General features: G+C 73.2%; 10 protein-coding genes. 3 read left to right on the top strand and 7 right to left on the bottom strand.

The window, feature by feature from the left end; genetic code table 11:
- Nucleotides 1-35 precede the first annotated feature (35 nt).
- The 4 genes from L3078_RS12360 to L3078_RS12345 all read right to left on the bottom strand — a co-directional run bounded on the left by L3078_RS12360 (nucleotide 36) and on the right by L3078_RS12345 (nucleotide 5,686).
- Nucleotides 36-1,550 carry a phytoene desaturase family protein gene (locus tag L3078_RS12360; protein ID WP_239753492.1) on the bottom strand — a complete coding sequence of 505 codons (1,515 nt, stop codon included), beginning with the start codon at nucleotides 1,548-1,550 and terminating at the stop codon, nucleotides 36-38.
- Between the two features lie 491 nt (nucleotides 1,551-2,041).
- Nucleotides 2,042-2,674 (bottom strand): TetR/AcrR family transcriptional regulator, encoded by a 633-nt coding sequence (locus L3078_RS12355; protein WP_239753491.1) that lies wholly within the window; start codon nucleotides 2,672-2,674, stop codon nucleotides 2,042-2,044.
- 53 nt (nucleotides 2,675-2,727) lie between these two features.
- Nucleotides 2,728-4,812: a YhgE/Pip family protein gene (locus L3078_RS12350; RefSeq protein WP_239753490.1), complete on the bottom strand. Its 2,085-nt coding sequence runs from the start codon at nucleotides 4,810-4,812 to the stop codon at nucleotides 2,728-2,730.
- Nucleotides 4,784-5,686, bottom strand: coding sequence for an ATP-binding cassette domain-containing protein (locus L3078_RS12345; protein WP_239753489.1), 903 nt, complete (start codon nucleotides 5,684-5,686; stop codon nucleotides 4,784-4,786). Before L3078_RS12345 ends, L3078_RS12350 begins: the two co-directional genes overlap by 29 nt.
- A gap of 176 nt (nucleotides 5,687-5,862) precedes the next feature.
- Here L3078_RS12345 and L3078_RS12340 point away from each other — a divergent pair, with 176 nt between their 5' ends.
- From L3078_RS12340 to L3078_RS12330, 3 genes are all read left to right on the top strand, one after another.
- The gene (locus L3078_RS12340; protein ID WP_239753488.1) at nucleotides 5,863-6,402 is read left to right on the top strand and encodes an SAV_6107 family HEPN domain-containing protein; all 540 of its coding nucleotides are present in this window, start codon (nucleotides 5,863-5,865) and stop codon (nucleotides 6,400-6,402) included.
- 131 nt (nucleotides 6,403-6,533) lie between these two features.
- Nucleotides 6,534-7,304 (top strand): methyltransferase, encoded by a 771-nt coding sequence (locus L3078_RS12335; RefSeq protein WP_239753487.1) that lies wholly within the window; start codon nucleotides 6,534-6,536, stop codon nucleotides 7,302-7,304.
- Between the two features lie 288 nt (nucleotides 7,305-7,592).
- Nucleotides 7,593-7,994, top strand: a complete 402-nt coding sequence (locus tag L3078_RS12330; RefSeq protein WP_239753486.1) for a DUF3040 domain-containing protein — start codon at nucleotides 7,593-7,595, stop codon at nucleotides 7,992-7,994.
- Nucleotides 7,995-8,288: 294 nt separating this feature from the next.
- Here the strand turns inward: L3078_RS12330 and L3078_RS12325 are convergent, their stop codons facing one another.
- The 3 genes from L3078_RS12325 to L3078_RS12315 are packed head-to-tail and all read right to left on the bottom strand — an operon-like array spanning nucleotide 8,289 to nucleotide 13,212.
- Nucleotides 8,289-10,820: a transglutaminase TgpA family protein gene (locus L3078_RS12325; protein WP_239753485.1), complete on the bottom strand. Its 2,532-nt coding sequence runs from the start codon at nucleotides 10,818-10,820 to the stop codon at nucleotides 8,289-8,291.
- Nucleotides 10,817-12,175: a DUF58 domain-containing protein gene (locus tag L3078_RS12320; protein WP_239753484.1), complete on the bottom strand. Its 1,359-nt coding sequence runs from the start codon at nucleotides 12,173-12,175 to the stop codon at nucleotides 10,817-10,819. The genes L3078_RS12325 and L3078_RS12320 overlap by 4 nt, the downstream gene beginning before the upstream one ends.
- Nucleotides 12,172-13,212 carry an AAA family ATPase gene (locus tag L3078_RS12315; protein WP_239753483.1) on the bottom strand — a complete coding sequence of 347 codons (1,041 nt, stop codon included), beginning with the start codon at nucleotides 13,210-13,212 and terminating at the stop codon, nucleotides 12,172-12,174. Before L3078_RS12315 ends, L3078_RS12320 begins: the two co-directional genes overlap by 4 nt.
- Nucleotides 13,213-13,368: the final 156 nt, after the last annotated feature.

Here is a 13,368-nt window from a genome sequence, read left to right as displayed (position 1 = left end):
CACCCGCCCGGCTTCCGCTCCGGCCCTGCTGAGCCTCACTGGGAGCCGCGGAAGTCCGGTCCCTCCACGATCAGCCCGGCCACCAGCGCGCCCGACATCCCGGCGTGCGGAAGGCCGCCGCCCGGGTGCGACCAGCCGCCGACGGTGAACAGGCCCGGCAGAGCAGTGCTGTTGGACGGGTGCAGCCACCGTCCGTCCGCCGCCGCGAGCGCGGGGGCCGGGACCGCGCCGCCCTCCGCGCCGGTCGCCCGCGCGATGTCGGCCGGGGTGCGCACCTCGCTCCACAGCAGCCGCTCCCGCAGGTCGGGTACGGCCCGCTCGGCGACGTCGATCAGCCGCTCGGCCTGCTGCTCGTAGACCTCCGACTCCGCCCAGCTCCAGTCGGGTTCGGCGGGGACCGCGCAGGTGATCGTGACCGCCTCGTGGTCGGCGTCCGGCACCAGCGCCGGATCATCCGGCCGCAGCACCGTCGCCGTGGGCCGCGCGACCATCCCGTGCGACGGACCGAACAGCAGGTCCAGCTCGGCGTCACGGTCCTCCGCGTGCACCACCGTGCGGTGCGCCGCGCCCGCCGGACGACCGCCGCGCAGCGCCAGCAGCACGGTCAGCCGGCTCGTCGCACCGCGCTGGGCCGGTACCTCGCCGGCACCGCGCACGACCGACCGCCGCGCCAGGCGGCCCAGCACCTCGGGCGCGACCCCGGCGACCACGAAGTCGGCCCCGGTCACCGTCCCGTCGGCCAGCTCCACCCCGGCCGCCCGGCCGTCCTTCTCGACGATCCCCGTGACCTCGGCACCGAAGACGAACTCGACCCTGCGCGCCAGACACCGCTCGTACAGCGCCCGCGCCAACTCCCGTACGCCGCCCCGGACGTACCAGGTCCCGAAGGCGTGGTCCAGGTAGGGCAGGACCGCCGCGCTCGCCGGGACGCTCCTCGGGTCCAGGCCGTACGCGAGGGCGTGGCTCTCCAGCAGCGCCGTCAGCCGGGGGTCGCGCAGCTCCCACGCGCCGACCTCGGCGAGGGTGGCGGCGCGGCGGGTGCGCAGCAGACGCTTGTGGGGGACCGAGGGGTACGGCTCGCGCTCGGCGAGGAGCTTCCAGTCGGACCACAGCGGCTCCTCCAGGAGGGGCCGCCGCGTGCGGTCCCAGGCCTCGCGGGCCCGCACCAGGAAATCGCCCCAGCGGTCGCCGGCGCCCGCGCCGAGCGCGGAGTTCAGGGCGGCGACCACGCCGGCGCGTGAGGCGTTCGGCAGCAGGAGGTCGGTGCCGTCCGCGAAGACGTGCCGGGCCGCCGGGTCGACCTGCACCAGGTCGACGCACTTCTCCAGCGGCTCCTTGCCGGTCTTGAGGAACAGGTCGCGGTGGACGGCGGGGAGCGGCAGCAGCCCGGGGCCCGTGTCGAACGCGAAGCCGTCGCGCTCGAAGCGGCCCACGGCTCCGCCGTAGGTCGTCGTGCTCTCGTGCACCACCACGCGGTGGCCCGCGACGGCCAGCCGGGCGGCGGCTGCCAGGGCGCCCATTCCGGCGCCGATCACCGCGATTCTTGCCATGCCGGTGACCTTATCGGGCGCCGTGTCGCAGGTGCTTCGCGGGAGAGCTCGGGGGGTGCGGTCGTTCGGCGGGTGCGGGCTCGTCGTGGCTTGTCGCGCAGTTCCCCGCGCCCCTGGATGGCGGCTGCGCCGCCGATCCGGGCCAGGGGAGTACGTGCGCGGGCGCGATCGTCACCAGTCGGTGACAGCGCGGGGTGGGGCTGAGTGCGCAGGGCTGAGTACGCGTACCTATGCGGTGAGTTGAGTATCCGTACGGATGGGGTCCCACCTGCGAGAACGGGAGAGTGGAGGCACGGGAAGGGGCGCGGCTCCGGTACCGCCGACACGGGGCGGCGGAACGGCTTTCGCGCTCTTACCGCTCCTTCCGTCGACGCGAGTCGGCGGGAGCGAGGCACGGGGGAGTACGGGGGAACGGGGAAGCGCCGGTTCGAGGTGGCCCGCGGGGGACGCGGCCAGTTCGGACCGGCGCTCTCGTTCGTGCCCCGGATCGGTCAGCCCTTTCCGCTCACCCGGCCCTGCAGCAGCCGGGACAGCGCCGCGTGGACGTCGTCCAGGGAGCGCTCCGGCTGGAAGGCCTTCCAGTCCAGCGCGGCCACCAGGACCATGCCGACCAGGGCCGCCGCCGTCAGGCCGACATCGATCTCGTCGCTCAGCTCGCCGCCCTCGACGCCCTCGCGGAGCACCCCCTCGACGACGGCGACCGCCTCCTGCCGGACGACCATCAGCGTGGACTGCCAGGCCCGGTTGGTGCGCCACAGCTCGGCCACGTACAGCTGGGTGAAGGACGGGTAGCGGTCGATGAAGACGAGCCCGGCCCGGATCATCGCGTCCAGGGAGTCGACCCTGCTGCCGCCCGCCCGCGCGGTCCCCTCGGCCGCCTCGCGGAGAGAGGCGGTGAGCAGTCCCACGCCGTGCCGCAGCAGCTCCTCGAAGAGGACCGACTTGCTCGCGAAGTTGTAGTACACCGTGCCCTTGGCGACACCGGCGCGCTCGGCGATCTCGTCCACCGTGGTCGCGGAGAACCCCTGCTCCGCGATGAGGGTGACGGCCGCTTCATAGAGTTTCTGCCGGGTCGCCTCACGGCGGCCCCCGCCTGCGCCGCCGGGGGCGTTGCTGCTTTCCATGGCCCTGATTGTCACAGGAACCGCGCGGTGCGCGGGAACCGCTCCCCGCGCGGTCACAGGCTCAACTCCGGGTGCAGGCGGTCCAGGGTCCACACCTGCTTGCGGCGGGCCGACAGGGCGGTCAGCGCGAGGGCGCCGACGGTGAAGGCCACCAGCACCGCGCACGCCTGCCACACCGGGCCGAGGCCGCCGCCCGTGATCAGCCGCCTGAGGGCGTCGACGACATGGCTCATCGGCAGGAAGGGGTGGACGGCGTTGAAGAAGTCGGGGCTGGTCTGCACGGGATAGGTGCCGCCCGCGGACGTCAACTGGAGCATCAGGAAGGCGAGGACGAGGATCCGGCCCGCCGCGCCGAAGCGCGCGTTGAGCCACTGCACGATCGCCGCGAAGCACGCGGTCACCAGGAACAGGAAGCCCACCGTCCCGGCCGCCCGCGCCATCTGCAGGCCGACCGCCCAGTGCAGCACCGCCATCAGCGCGACCGTCTGCAGCACGCCCAGGGCGGCCACCGGCAGCCAGCCGGCCAGCGCGATCCGCCACGCCGAGGCACCCGCCGCGAGGGCCCGCCGGTTGAGCGGCTGGATCAGCATGTACGCCACCATCGCCCCCACCCAGAGGGACAGCGGGATGAAGTACGGGGCGAACCCGGTGCCGTAGTTGGGCGCCTTGTGCAGGTCCCTGGTGGCCAACTGCACGGGATCGGCCATCACTTCGGTGCGCTGGTCGCGGTCCCGCTCGTCGTAGTCGGGGATCCTCTCGGCCCCTTCGTGCAGACCGCCCGCGAGCTTCCCGGAGCCGTCGGCCAGTTTGTACATGCCGCCCTTGAGGTCGATCGCACCGGTCTTGAGGTCTCCGACGCCGGTGTCGAGGTCCTCGGCGCCGGTCTTGGCGGTGCCGAGACCGGTGTGCAGGGCCTTGGCCCCCTTGGCTACCTCCGCGGCGCCCTTGTCGAGCGCGTCGATCTTGGCGACGGCGTCGTCGAGGTCCGTGGAGAGGGTGGGCGCCGCCTTCGCGAGGGCGCGGGCCTGCTTCTCCAGGGTCTGGAGGTCCTTGTCGAAGGCCTTCATGTCACCGTCGTAGTTCTTCACCACGGTGTTGACGTCCTCGGCGAGCACGGCGGCCTGAGCGGCGGCGTCCTTGGCCTTCTTCAGGTCCGCGCAGGCCGCGTCGGGCAGGACGGCCTCCTCGCAGCGGCGCCTGTGGACGTCGTTCAGGGCGTCGGAGGCGGCACGGGTGCCCGTCGCGGCGGCCGGTGCCGTCTTCACGAACGCGTCCAGGTGGTCCCGGATCGTGGCCGCCGAGTCGGCGACCAGGGTGGCGGTGTCGGCGATGGTGCCGCTCTTCTCGTCGAGGAAGGGCCGCACCTGGTCGGCCGCCGCGCCGACCTTGTCGGCGAGCTTCCCGGTGCCGTCCGCGACCTGTTGGGCGCCGTCCTCCAGGTCGCCCGCACCCTCCTCCAGGTCCTTCAGCCCGCCGGACAGGTCCCCGCTGCCCTCCTTGGCCTTCCGCAGCCCGTCCGCCAGGTCCTTCGAACCCTGCTCGGCCTTGTCGATACCGCCCTTGAGGTCGTCGGCGCCGTCCGCCGCCTCCTCGGTCTTCCCGTGGATGTCCGAGAACGAGATGAAGATGCGGTCCAGGAACGACCGCGAGGCCTTCGTCGACGCGGCCGTCCGCACCTCGGAGAACACCGTCCGCGAGATCTGGCCGACGATGTAGTTGTTCGCGTCGTTCGTCCGCACCTGGAGGGCGCCGGTCTCCGGCACGTCCCCCGAACTGGACGCGATGCGCTCGCTGAAGTCCTTCGGCATGGTCAGCGACAGGTAGTAGGTGCCGTTCTCGACGCCCGCGCGGGCCTCGGCGGCGCTCACCCGGTGCCACTCGAAGGTGTCGCTCTCCCGCAGCCCCTTCGCGATGTCGTCGCCCGCCGTCAGCCTCTCCTTGCCGACCGACGCCCCCCGGTCGTCGTTCACCAGTGCCACGGGGATGCGGTCCAGCCGGCCGTACGGGTCCCAGAAGGACCACAGGTACAGGGCGCCGTACAGCAGCGGCAGCAGCAGGAGCGAGACCAGCGCGGCGCGCGGCAGCTTCCCCCGGCCGAACCGCCTGAGCTCAAGCGCGGCGAGTCCCGGCGAGCGCATCGGCCGTCTCCTTGTCGTCGGTGTCGGTGTCGGGTTCGGTGTCCGTGGTGCCAGCTGCGTCCGTGGCGTCAGCCGTGTCCCTGGCGTCAGCCGTGTCGGTGGCGGGCTCCGAGGGTTCGTGTACGTCGCCACGCGCGCGTGCGGCTTCGTCCGGCGCAGTCGACACCACGACAGCCCCCTCCGGTGCCGCGCTGCACACCGCCACCACCGTGGTCCCGGACTCGGTGAGGGACGTCAACAGGGCCCACATCTCCGTCCGTTCGGTGTCGGAGAGCTTCAGGTCGGCGTCGTCCACGCCGAGCAGCCGGGGCCGGCCGACGAGAGCGAGGGCGACCGACAGCCGCAGGGCCTCCATCCGGTCGAGGTCGCGTACGGCGGTCCGGGAACCCTTCGGCAGGGCCTCGCGGTCCAGCCCGGCGGCGGTCACGGCGGCCTCGATCCGGGCCTTCGCCTCGGCGGCGCGCTCGGCCCGGGGCCGCAGCAGCCCGCGCAGGGTGCCGTCGAACCGCCGCTGCAGCAGCGCCCGTTCACGCAGGTGCTCCCCGACCGTCAGGGCCGGGTCGAGGTCGGTCACGCCGGGAACATGGGCGAGGGCGCTGATCCGGCGCACGGCCGCCATCCGTTTCGGCAGCGGCAGGGAGCCGACCGCGGCCCGGCCCTCGCTCGGCTTCATCCGGCCGGTGAGCGCGAGCAGCAGACAGGTCCGGCCCGACCCGGACGGCCCGGCGATCGCGACCAGCGAGCCGGCCTCCGCCTCGAACCCGACGCCCCGGAAGGCCCAGCCGCGTGGCCCCTTGAGCCCGAACCCCTCCGCGCCGACGGCGACACCGCGGGCCGTTCCCCGCCCGGTGTCCGCCTCCCCTGCCTCTGCCATGTCCCCGGAACCCCTCTGCCCGTCTTTGAACTGACTGGTCAGTGCAAAAACTACTCCGAACCTTTGATCGAAGCAAAAGCCCAGGTCAGAACGGATTGTCAGTGGCATACCTCACGATGGGCACATACGGCACCTCGTGTCAGAGCGTGTCGTCCGAAGACGACAGGAGGTTCGTCATGGCCAGCTACCACGCAGCAGCCGCAGGCCGGCGCCGCGCCACCGGCCCTGCCCCCTCACTGACCGGCCCGGCGAGCGACGTGCACCCCGTGCTGCGCCGGGCGACGGCCCCGCCCGCCGCCCTCGACCTGCTCGCCCAGGCCCGCTCCGGACTCGAGGAGGCGTCCGTGCTGCGCACGCCCAACGAGCGGTACGCCACCGCCCACCTGGCCGCCCTGCGCACCGCCGCCGCGGTGCTCGCCGCCCGGGGCCGCCCCGAACCCACCCCGAAGCGCCGGGCCAAGATCCGGAGCGCCTGGGAAGTGCTCCCCGAGATAGCGCCCGAACTAGCCGAGTGGAGCGCGCTGTTCGCCTCCGGCGCCGCCCGCCGCGCACGGGCCGAGGCGGGGATCCAGGGCGCGGCGAGCGCGCGCGACGCCGACGACCTCATACGCGACGTCGCGATGTTCCTGCGCCTGGTCGAACGGATGCTGGTGCTCCAGCCGGTGCTGCCGCAACCCCGCCAGGACGGCGGCCCGGAGGTCCCGGACGCGGGCTGACCGACCGTCCCGGCGCCGCCCATTAGGGTTGGGGGCAGCAGCACCCTCCGTCACGGCCACCGGCCCGGCGGAGCCGCAAGCCCATCGCTCCGCCGCACACCAGGCGGTGCCGCGCCGAGGAGTCAACTGCCGTGTCGGACCCGATGCGACCCCGCGCCTCTCTCCGTACCGCCGTGGTCTGGGAGGTCCTCCAGGACGCCCTCGACCGCCGGGTGAAGGCGACGGGGCGTGAGTCGCTCGACGTACTGGACACCGGGGGCGGCAGCGGCAGGTTCGCGGTGCCCGCCGCCCGCCTCGGCCACCGTGTCACCGTCGTCGACCCCAGCCCGAACGCGCTGTTCGCGCTGGAGCGCAGGGCCGCCGAGGCCGGCGTCGCCGACCGTGTCCGGGGTGTCCAGGGCGACGCCCACGGCCTCTTCGACGTCGTCGAGCGCGGCGGGTACGACGCCGTGCTCTGCCACGGCGTCCTGGAGTACGTGGACGACCCCGCCGAGGGCATCGGCAACGCGGTCGCCGCGCTGCGCCCCGAGGGCGTCCTCAGTCTGCTCGCGGCCGGCCTCGGCGGCGCCGTCCTCGCCCGCGCCCTCGCCGGGCACTTCAAGGAGGCGCGGCAGGCGCTCGCCGACCCGAACGGACGCTGGGGCGAGGGTGATCCGGTTCCCCACCGCTTCACCGCCGAACAGCTCACCGGCCTCGTCGAGGGCGCGGGCCTCCAGGTCGCCGCCGTGCACGGCGTCCGGGTCTTCGCCGACCTCGTCCCCGGGGTCCTCGTCGACACCGAGCCCGGTGCCCTGGACGCCCTGCTCAAGCTGGAGGCGGTGGCCGCCGAGCTGCCCGCCTTCCACTCCGTGGCCACCCAACTTCATGTGCTGGGTGAGACCCGAGGGGCCGCCGAGTCCTGAGCCGTCTCTCGCGGCGGACGAGGGCGCCCCGCTGATCAGGGGCTCGGCGGCGGATGGAGTACGCCACAGGCCCCCCGATCGGGCGCGCGGAGCCGTATGATCGAGGGAGACCGTTCCGGCATGACGGGCCGTTCGCTGGGGAATTCACACCTCAGCGAGTCGGGGTGCCATGGCGGGTTCCGGTTGGCGAATTGGCGTAGAGGGGCGGGTTTCAAGGGGGCGATTCCCTGCCTATCCTGAAGAGGACCCCCCGGGTCGCCCCGGCGACCGCACGATGAGGAGGACTCCGTGCCGCTCTCAGAGCACGAGCAGCGCATGCTCGAGCAGATGGAGCGAGCGCTGTACGCCGAAGATCCCAAGTTCGCGTCAGCGCTTGAGGGAAGCGGGCTGCGTACGTACACCCGGCGGCGGGTCTACCAGGCGGTCGCGGGCTTTCTGGTGGGTATCGCGCTCCTCATGGCCGGAATGGTCGCACAGCAGATCTGGGTCAGCGTGGTGGGATTCCTCGTCATGCTGGGCTGCGCCGTGCTCGCCGTCACCGGTTGGCGCAAGGCCCCCAAGCCGGGTGAGCAGCCCACCGGTGCCGCAGGCTCCCCCGGTGCGCGTCGGCAGACACGACAGCGCCGCTCCATGATGGACCGAATCGAACAGCGCTGGCAGCGCCGTCGTGACGAGCAGGGCGGCCACTGAGCCCGCCGAACAGCCGACCCGACAGCCACAGCTGAACACGGACGAAGGGTGACCACCCGAGCGGCGGTCACCCTTCGAGCATGCCCTCAATCGAACGTCCGCGCATCGCCGCGCCTACGACTACGACGGATGCGGGGCCACCGCCCTGCCCACCGCCCCGTGTCCGTCGCCGTGCTGCCGCAAGACGCGGCTCCTGACAGACGAACGGGGACCGGCGAACGGGCCTCCTGACAGACGAACGGCCCTGTCCCCGTCGGGCGAACCCGGTGGGGACAGGGCCGTGACGCGTCCGCGCTAGCCGTGCTGGCTCGGTGTGGGGCGTCGCCAGGGCAGGCGTGGCGTCGGGAGGCGGGACAGCAGCTCGTCCCTGGTGTCCGCCCAGCGCGCGGCGAGGGCCCACACCACCCGGACGGTCGAACGCGGCAGCAGCAGCGCCCGCAGTTTGGTGCGGCGACCGGCGTTGGCCCTGAGGCCGACCCCGACCTGCTGCGCGTCCCGGGCGAGCCCCGCCGGGATCTGCGGGCGCGGAGCGAAGAGGACCTGCTCCACCGCCGCCGCCACCCGGTGCACCGCGTCGGCGGCCGCCGGTTCCAGCTCCCCGAGCCGCACGATCCGCGCGGCGGCCTTACGGGGCGTCTGCGACTCGTCCGGCGCGATCCCGTAGTCCCACGCCGTGTCGGCCACCTCCTGCCAGGCGGCCAGCGCATGCGCCGCCGCGGCCTCCGTACGCCCGTACGGGGTGGCCCTGGCCGGCGGGTCGAAGAAGCCAGGTGCCGCGCCGGCCTCAGGGGTCACCTCCCGCGCGACGGCGGGCTCCTGGGGCCCCTTCGGCACCGCGCCCTGGTGCGCGCCCAGCCGCACGGACCGCACCCGCAGCCGCCACAGCATCGGCAGCAGCGGGATCGCCAGGACCAACAGCGCGCCCGGGACGATCAACAGGGTCCAGGGGGAGAAGAACACCAGCTCCCAGAACGAGCGCTCCTCGTCGTCCGAACCCGGCAGGGCCGCCGCCGACTCGGTCCCGCAGGCTCCCAGCTTCGCCTCCTGCGGCGTGCAGCTCTCGCTCGCCGTCGGCTCGGCCGACGGTGCCGTCGACGCCGACGACGAGGGACGGGGCACCTCGGGAAGACCGCCGGTGCCGGTGTCCTCCGGCACCGTGTACTCGGGAGTGGAGCCCCGGTTGGGCGTGGGCTCGAAGCGGGTCCAGCCCACGCCCTCGAAGTACAGCTCCGGCCAGGCGTGCGCGTCGCGCAGGCCCACCGACATCGTGCCGTTCGTCTGCGGGGTGCCGGGGGTGAAGCCCACCGCCACCCGGGCCGGTATGCCGAGCGTGCGGGCCATGGACGCCATCGCGAAGGAGAAGTGGACGCAGAAGCCCTCCTTGTCCTCCAGGAACCGGGCTATCGCCCGCGCGCCCGTGCCCGACCGCACCTCCGTGTCGTACGTGAACTCGCCGCTGAACGCGAACCAGTCCTGGAGCTTCACCGCCCGCTCGTAGTCGTTCTTCGCGCCCTCGGTGACCTCCAGCGCCGTCCGTGCCACCACCGGCGGCAGCGAGGCCGGCACCTTGGTGTACTCCCGCCGCAGCGCCGGCGGCGGCTCCGGCGCCGAGGCCAGCTGCTCCGCCGTGGGCTGCACGATCAGGCTCTCGACCTGGTACTGGGCGCCCTTGGTGTCCTGGCCGTGGTCACCGACGAGGGTGCGGCCCACGGGCTCGTACCGCCAGTCGCCGTCGATGTCCACGCTGGTCACCGGGTACGGCATCGGCAGCCAGTTCTGCTCGTAGTCCTCCGACGCGACGATCCGGGTCTCGATCGACGTCCGCTTGACGTCGGAGGCGAGACCGGTGGGGGTGCCGAAGTCGTCCGGGACCCCCGTGATGGAGCGCTCGGTCGGGGTCCAGGAGGTGCCGTTGAAGTTGTCCAGGGAGACGATCCGCAGATACATCTCCTGCACGTCGTCGGTGTTGGTGCGGTAGGACAGGACCTGGCGGTCCTCGTCCACGTTCAGGCTGCCGCGCAGCTGCACCACCGGGTTCACCGCGGCGATCGTGCCGCCGCCACCGGAACCCCCGCCGAGGCCGGCGCCCGTGCCGTCCAGCAGCCCGCCGTCGAGGGAGGGCAGCCCGAGCGGCACCACCAGGGCGATGCCCAGCGCGACCGCGCCGATGCGCCGCCCCGTCCGCACGGGTGCCACGGCACCGCTGGGAGACTCCGCGCGCGGACCCTGCGGCGCGCCTCCGAAGACCCGGCCCCACTGCGAGAGCCGGTCGCGGCTCTCGGTCAGGAGCAGCAGCAGATAGCCGGCCGAGGCCAGCACGAACCACAGCCACGCGGCGCCGTCGGAGAGCCCGGCGGCGACCGAGTACAGCGCCAGCAGCGGCAGACCGGCCGGCGCGGCGCTGCGGAACGTCACCGCGAGCGCGTCCACCAGCAGGCCTATCACCAGCACACCGCCGATGATCATCAGCCGGATGCCGTCGGTCAGCGGTGCCGGGATGGCGTACCGGCCGACGTCCTCCGCGCCGGTCTGCAGCAGCGTCGCGAAGTACTGGAACGCCTCCGGGCCGGGGACGATCCCGGCGACCGCCCGCTCCCGGGCGAAGACCAGCGTCAGCATCATCAACGTGACCAGTGCCTGCGCGGCCACGGTCAGTGGCCTGGCCAGCGGGACGCGCCGGGTGAGCGCTCCCACGCCGGTCTGGACGCCCAGCATGAGCGCCGCCTGGAAGACCCACGTCGCCGGGTCGACCAGCGGCAGCAGTGCGCACGCCGCCATGATCGTGGCGGCCCAGGCGCACAGCGCCAGCTTCGCCCGCCCGCTCATGACCGTTCCTCCGTAACGCTCCCGGACAGCGCTCCGGTGCGCTGTCGGTCCGCCTGCCGCCACAGGTCCGTCAGCGAGGCGCCGCGCGGCACGGTCAGCGCCGTCCAGCCCGCCTCGTGCAGCAGCCGCAGCGACTCCTCGCTCGCGCCCCCGGCACCGGGCACCTCACCCGGCTCGGTCGTCCACGTCTCGCTGTCCAGCAGGAAGGCGACCGCCCCACCGCCGCGCTGGCGCATCTTGCCGATCACCGTCGCCTGCTCCTCGTCGAGGTCGCCGAGGAAGGCGACCAGCAGCCCCTCGTTGCCGCCGCGCAGCACGTCGTACGCGGGCGACAGGCCCGTGCCGTCGGAGTGGTCGATCACCGCGAGCATGTCCATCATCAGTCCGGCCGCGTCGGCGGTCTCCTGGCTGGCGCCCGCGAACCCGTCGGCGCCCTCGCCGGGCACCGAGCTGCCGGTGTCGGTCAACAGCCTGACGGAGAAGCCCCGTTCGAGCATGTGGACCAGCATGGAGGCGGCGCCGGAGACGGCCCACTCGAAGGCGGAGTCGGGGCCCGCGCCGAGGAATGCCTCGGCCCGGGTGTCCAGCAGCACCGTGCAGCGGGCGCGCTGCGGCTGTTCCTCGCGGCGCACCATCAGCTCGCCGTAGCGCGCGGTCGAACGCCAGTGCACCCGGCGCAGATCGTCGCCGTGGCGGTAGCCGCGAGGGATCACGTCGTCCTCGCCGGCCAGCGCCAGCGAGCGCTGCCGCCCGTCGCCGTATCCCTTGGCCTCGCCGTTCAGCCGCACCGGTGGCAGCGCCTCCACCCGCGGGACGACGGTCAGCGTGTCGTACGTCGAGAAGGACCGGGTCAGCTCGCACATGCCGAACGGGTCGGTCAGGCGCAGCTGGAGCGGTCCCAACGGGTAGCGGCCGCGCAGATCCGAACGGACGCGGTACGACACCTCGCGGCGGCCGCCCGCCTCCACCCGGTCCAGCACGAATCGCGGGCGCGGACCGAGCACGTACGGCACCCGGTCCTGGAGCATCAGCAGCCCGGTGGGCAGCCGCGAGACGTTGTCCATCCGCAGATGGACGCGGGCCTCGCTGCCGGCGGGCACGCGCGCGGGGGAGAGGCGGCGGCTGCCCGCGACCCGGTAGCGGGTGCGGTACAGCACGGTCGCGCAGACCAGCGGCAGCACCGCCAGCAGCAGGCCGACCCGGAGCAGATCGCTCTGCCCGAGGACGTACGCGCAGACGGCGGCCGCCACGCCGGCGGCCAGGAAGGAGCGCCCGCGCGTGGTGAGGCCGCCGAGGGCCGTACGCAGCCCGCCCTTGTCCTGTTCCGGGGCGGGCGCCGGCCCCGCGGTGGTCATCCAAGCCTCCGCGGCGGCTGCTGCGGGTACGCGGGCGCGGTGTGGACCGAGCCGTAGCCGCTCTGCGCCTGGGGGGCCTGCGGCACGGGCGTGCGCTGGAGGATCTCCTGCACCACCTGCTCCGGCGTACGCCGGTTGAGCTGGGCCTGGGCGGTGGGCAGCAGCCGGTGGGCGAGGATGGAGACGGCCAGCGACTGGATGTCGTCCGGCAGGGCGTACTCCCGGCCGTTCAGGGCGGCGGTCGCCCTCGCCGCGCGCAGCAGGTGCAGCGTGGCGCGCGGCGAGGCGCCGAGTCTGAGGTCCGGATGGGTGCGGGTGGCGCCGACCAGGTCCACCGCGTACCGCCGGACCGTTTCCGCGACGTGCACGTTACGGACGGCCTCGATCAGCTTCACGATCTCGTGCGCGTGCGCCACCGGCTGCATGTCCTCCAGCGGCGAGACCCCGCCGTGGACGTCGAGCATCTGCAGCTCGGCCTCCGGGCTGGGGTAGCCGACGGAGACGCGCGCCATGAAGCGGTCGCGCTGGGCCTCCGGCAGCGGGTAGGTGCCCTCCATCTCCACCGGGTTCTGCGTGGCCACCACCATGAAGGGGCTCGGCAGCTCGTACGTCGTGCCGTCGATCGTGACCTGGCGCTCCTCCAGGGACTCCAGGAGCGCGGACTGCGTCTTCGGCGAGGCACGGTTGATCTCGTCGCCGATCACGATCTGCGAGAAGATCGCGCCCGGTTTGAACTCGAACTCCTTGCGCTGCTGGTCCCAGATGGACACACCCGTGATGTCCGACGGCAGCAGGTCCGGCGTGAACTGGATACGCCGCACCGAGCAGTCGATGGACCGCGCCAGTGCCTTGGCCAGCATGGTCTTGCCGACGCCGGGTACGTCTTCGATCAGAAGATGTCCCTCGGCGAGCAGCACTGTCAGCGAAAGCCGTACGACCTCAGGCTTGCCCTCGATCACTCCTTCGACCGAACTGCGGACTCGCTCCACAGTGCTGGTCAGATCAGTGAGGCTCGCTCGATCGTCATAGGTCGTCACCCGGCCCTCCTCGGCCCGTTCTTTCTCCGGGCCGTCGCTCTGCGATGCGGACCGGCCCACCCCGAAACACGGACACCACGCGTGAACTGCTCAGCGTGACGCCACACCCGCATTCTTGCCGCCGTTACCAATCCGTGTCACTCGCCTGTGGACAAC

It is taken from the genome of Streptomyces deccanensis, from assembly GCF_022385335.1.
Lineage (GTDB): Bacteria > Actinomycetota > Actinomycetes > Streptomycetales > Streptomycetaceae > Streptomyces > Streptomyces deccanensis.
Note: the sequence above shows the minus strand (reverse complement) of the source record. Positions and strands in the feature narration are given on the sequence as shown.

What these genes read in the sequence shown, in the direction of transcription:
- L3078_RS12345 (WP_239753489.1), bottom strand. Translation starts at nt 5,686, where the DNA reads ATGGCAGAGGCAGGGGAGGCGGACACCGGGCGGGGAACGGCCCGCGGT.
- L3078_RS12350 (WP_239753490.1), bottom strand. Translation starts at nt 4,812, where the DNA reads ATGCGCTCGCCGGGACTCGCCGCGCTTGAGCTCAGGCGGTTCGGCCGG.
- L3078_RS12360 (WP_239753492.1), bottom strand. Translation starts at nt 1,550, where the DNA reads ATGGCAAGAATCGCGGTGATCGGCGCCGGAATGGGCGCCCTGGCAGCC.
- L3078_RS12340 (WP_239753488.1), top strand. Translation starts at nt 5,863, where the DNA reads ATGGCCAGCTACCACGCAGCAGCCGCAGGCCGGCGCCGCGCCACCGGC.
- L3078_RS12355 (WP_239753491.1), bottom strand. Translation starts at nt 2,674, where the DNA reads ATGGAAAGCAGCAACGCCCCCGGCGGCGCAGGCGGGGGCCGCCGTGAG.
- L3078_RS12320 (WP_239753484.1), bottom strand. Translation starts at nt 12,175, where the DNA reads ATGACCACCGCGGGGCCGGCGCCCGCCCCGGAACAGGACAAGGGCGGG.
- L3078_RS12325 (WP_239753485.1), bottom strand. Translation starts at nt 10,820, where the DNA reads ATGAGCGGGCGGGCGAAGCTGGCGCTGTGCGCCTGGGCCGCCACGATC.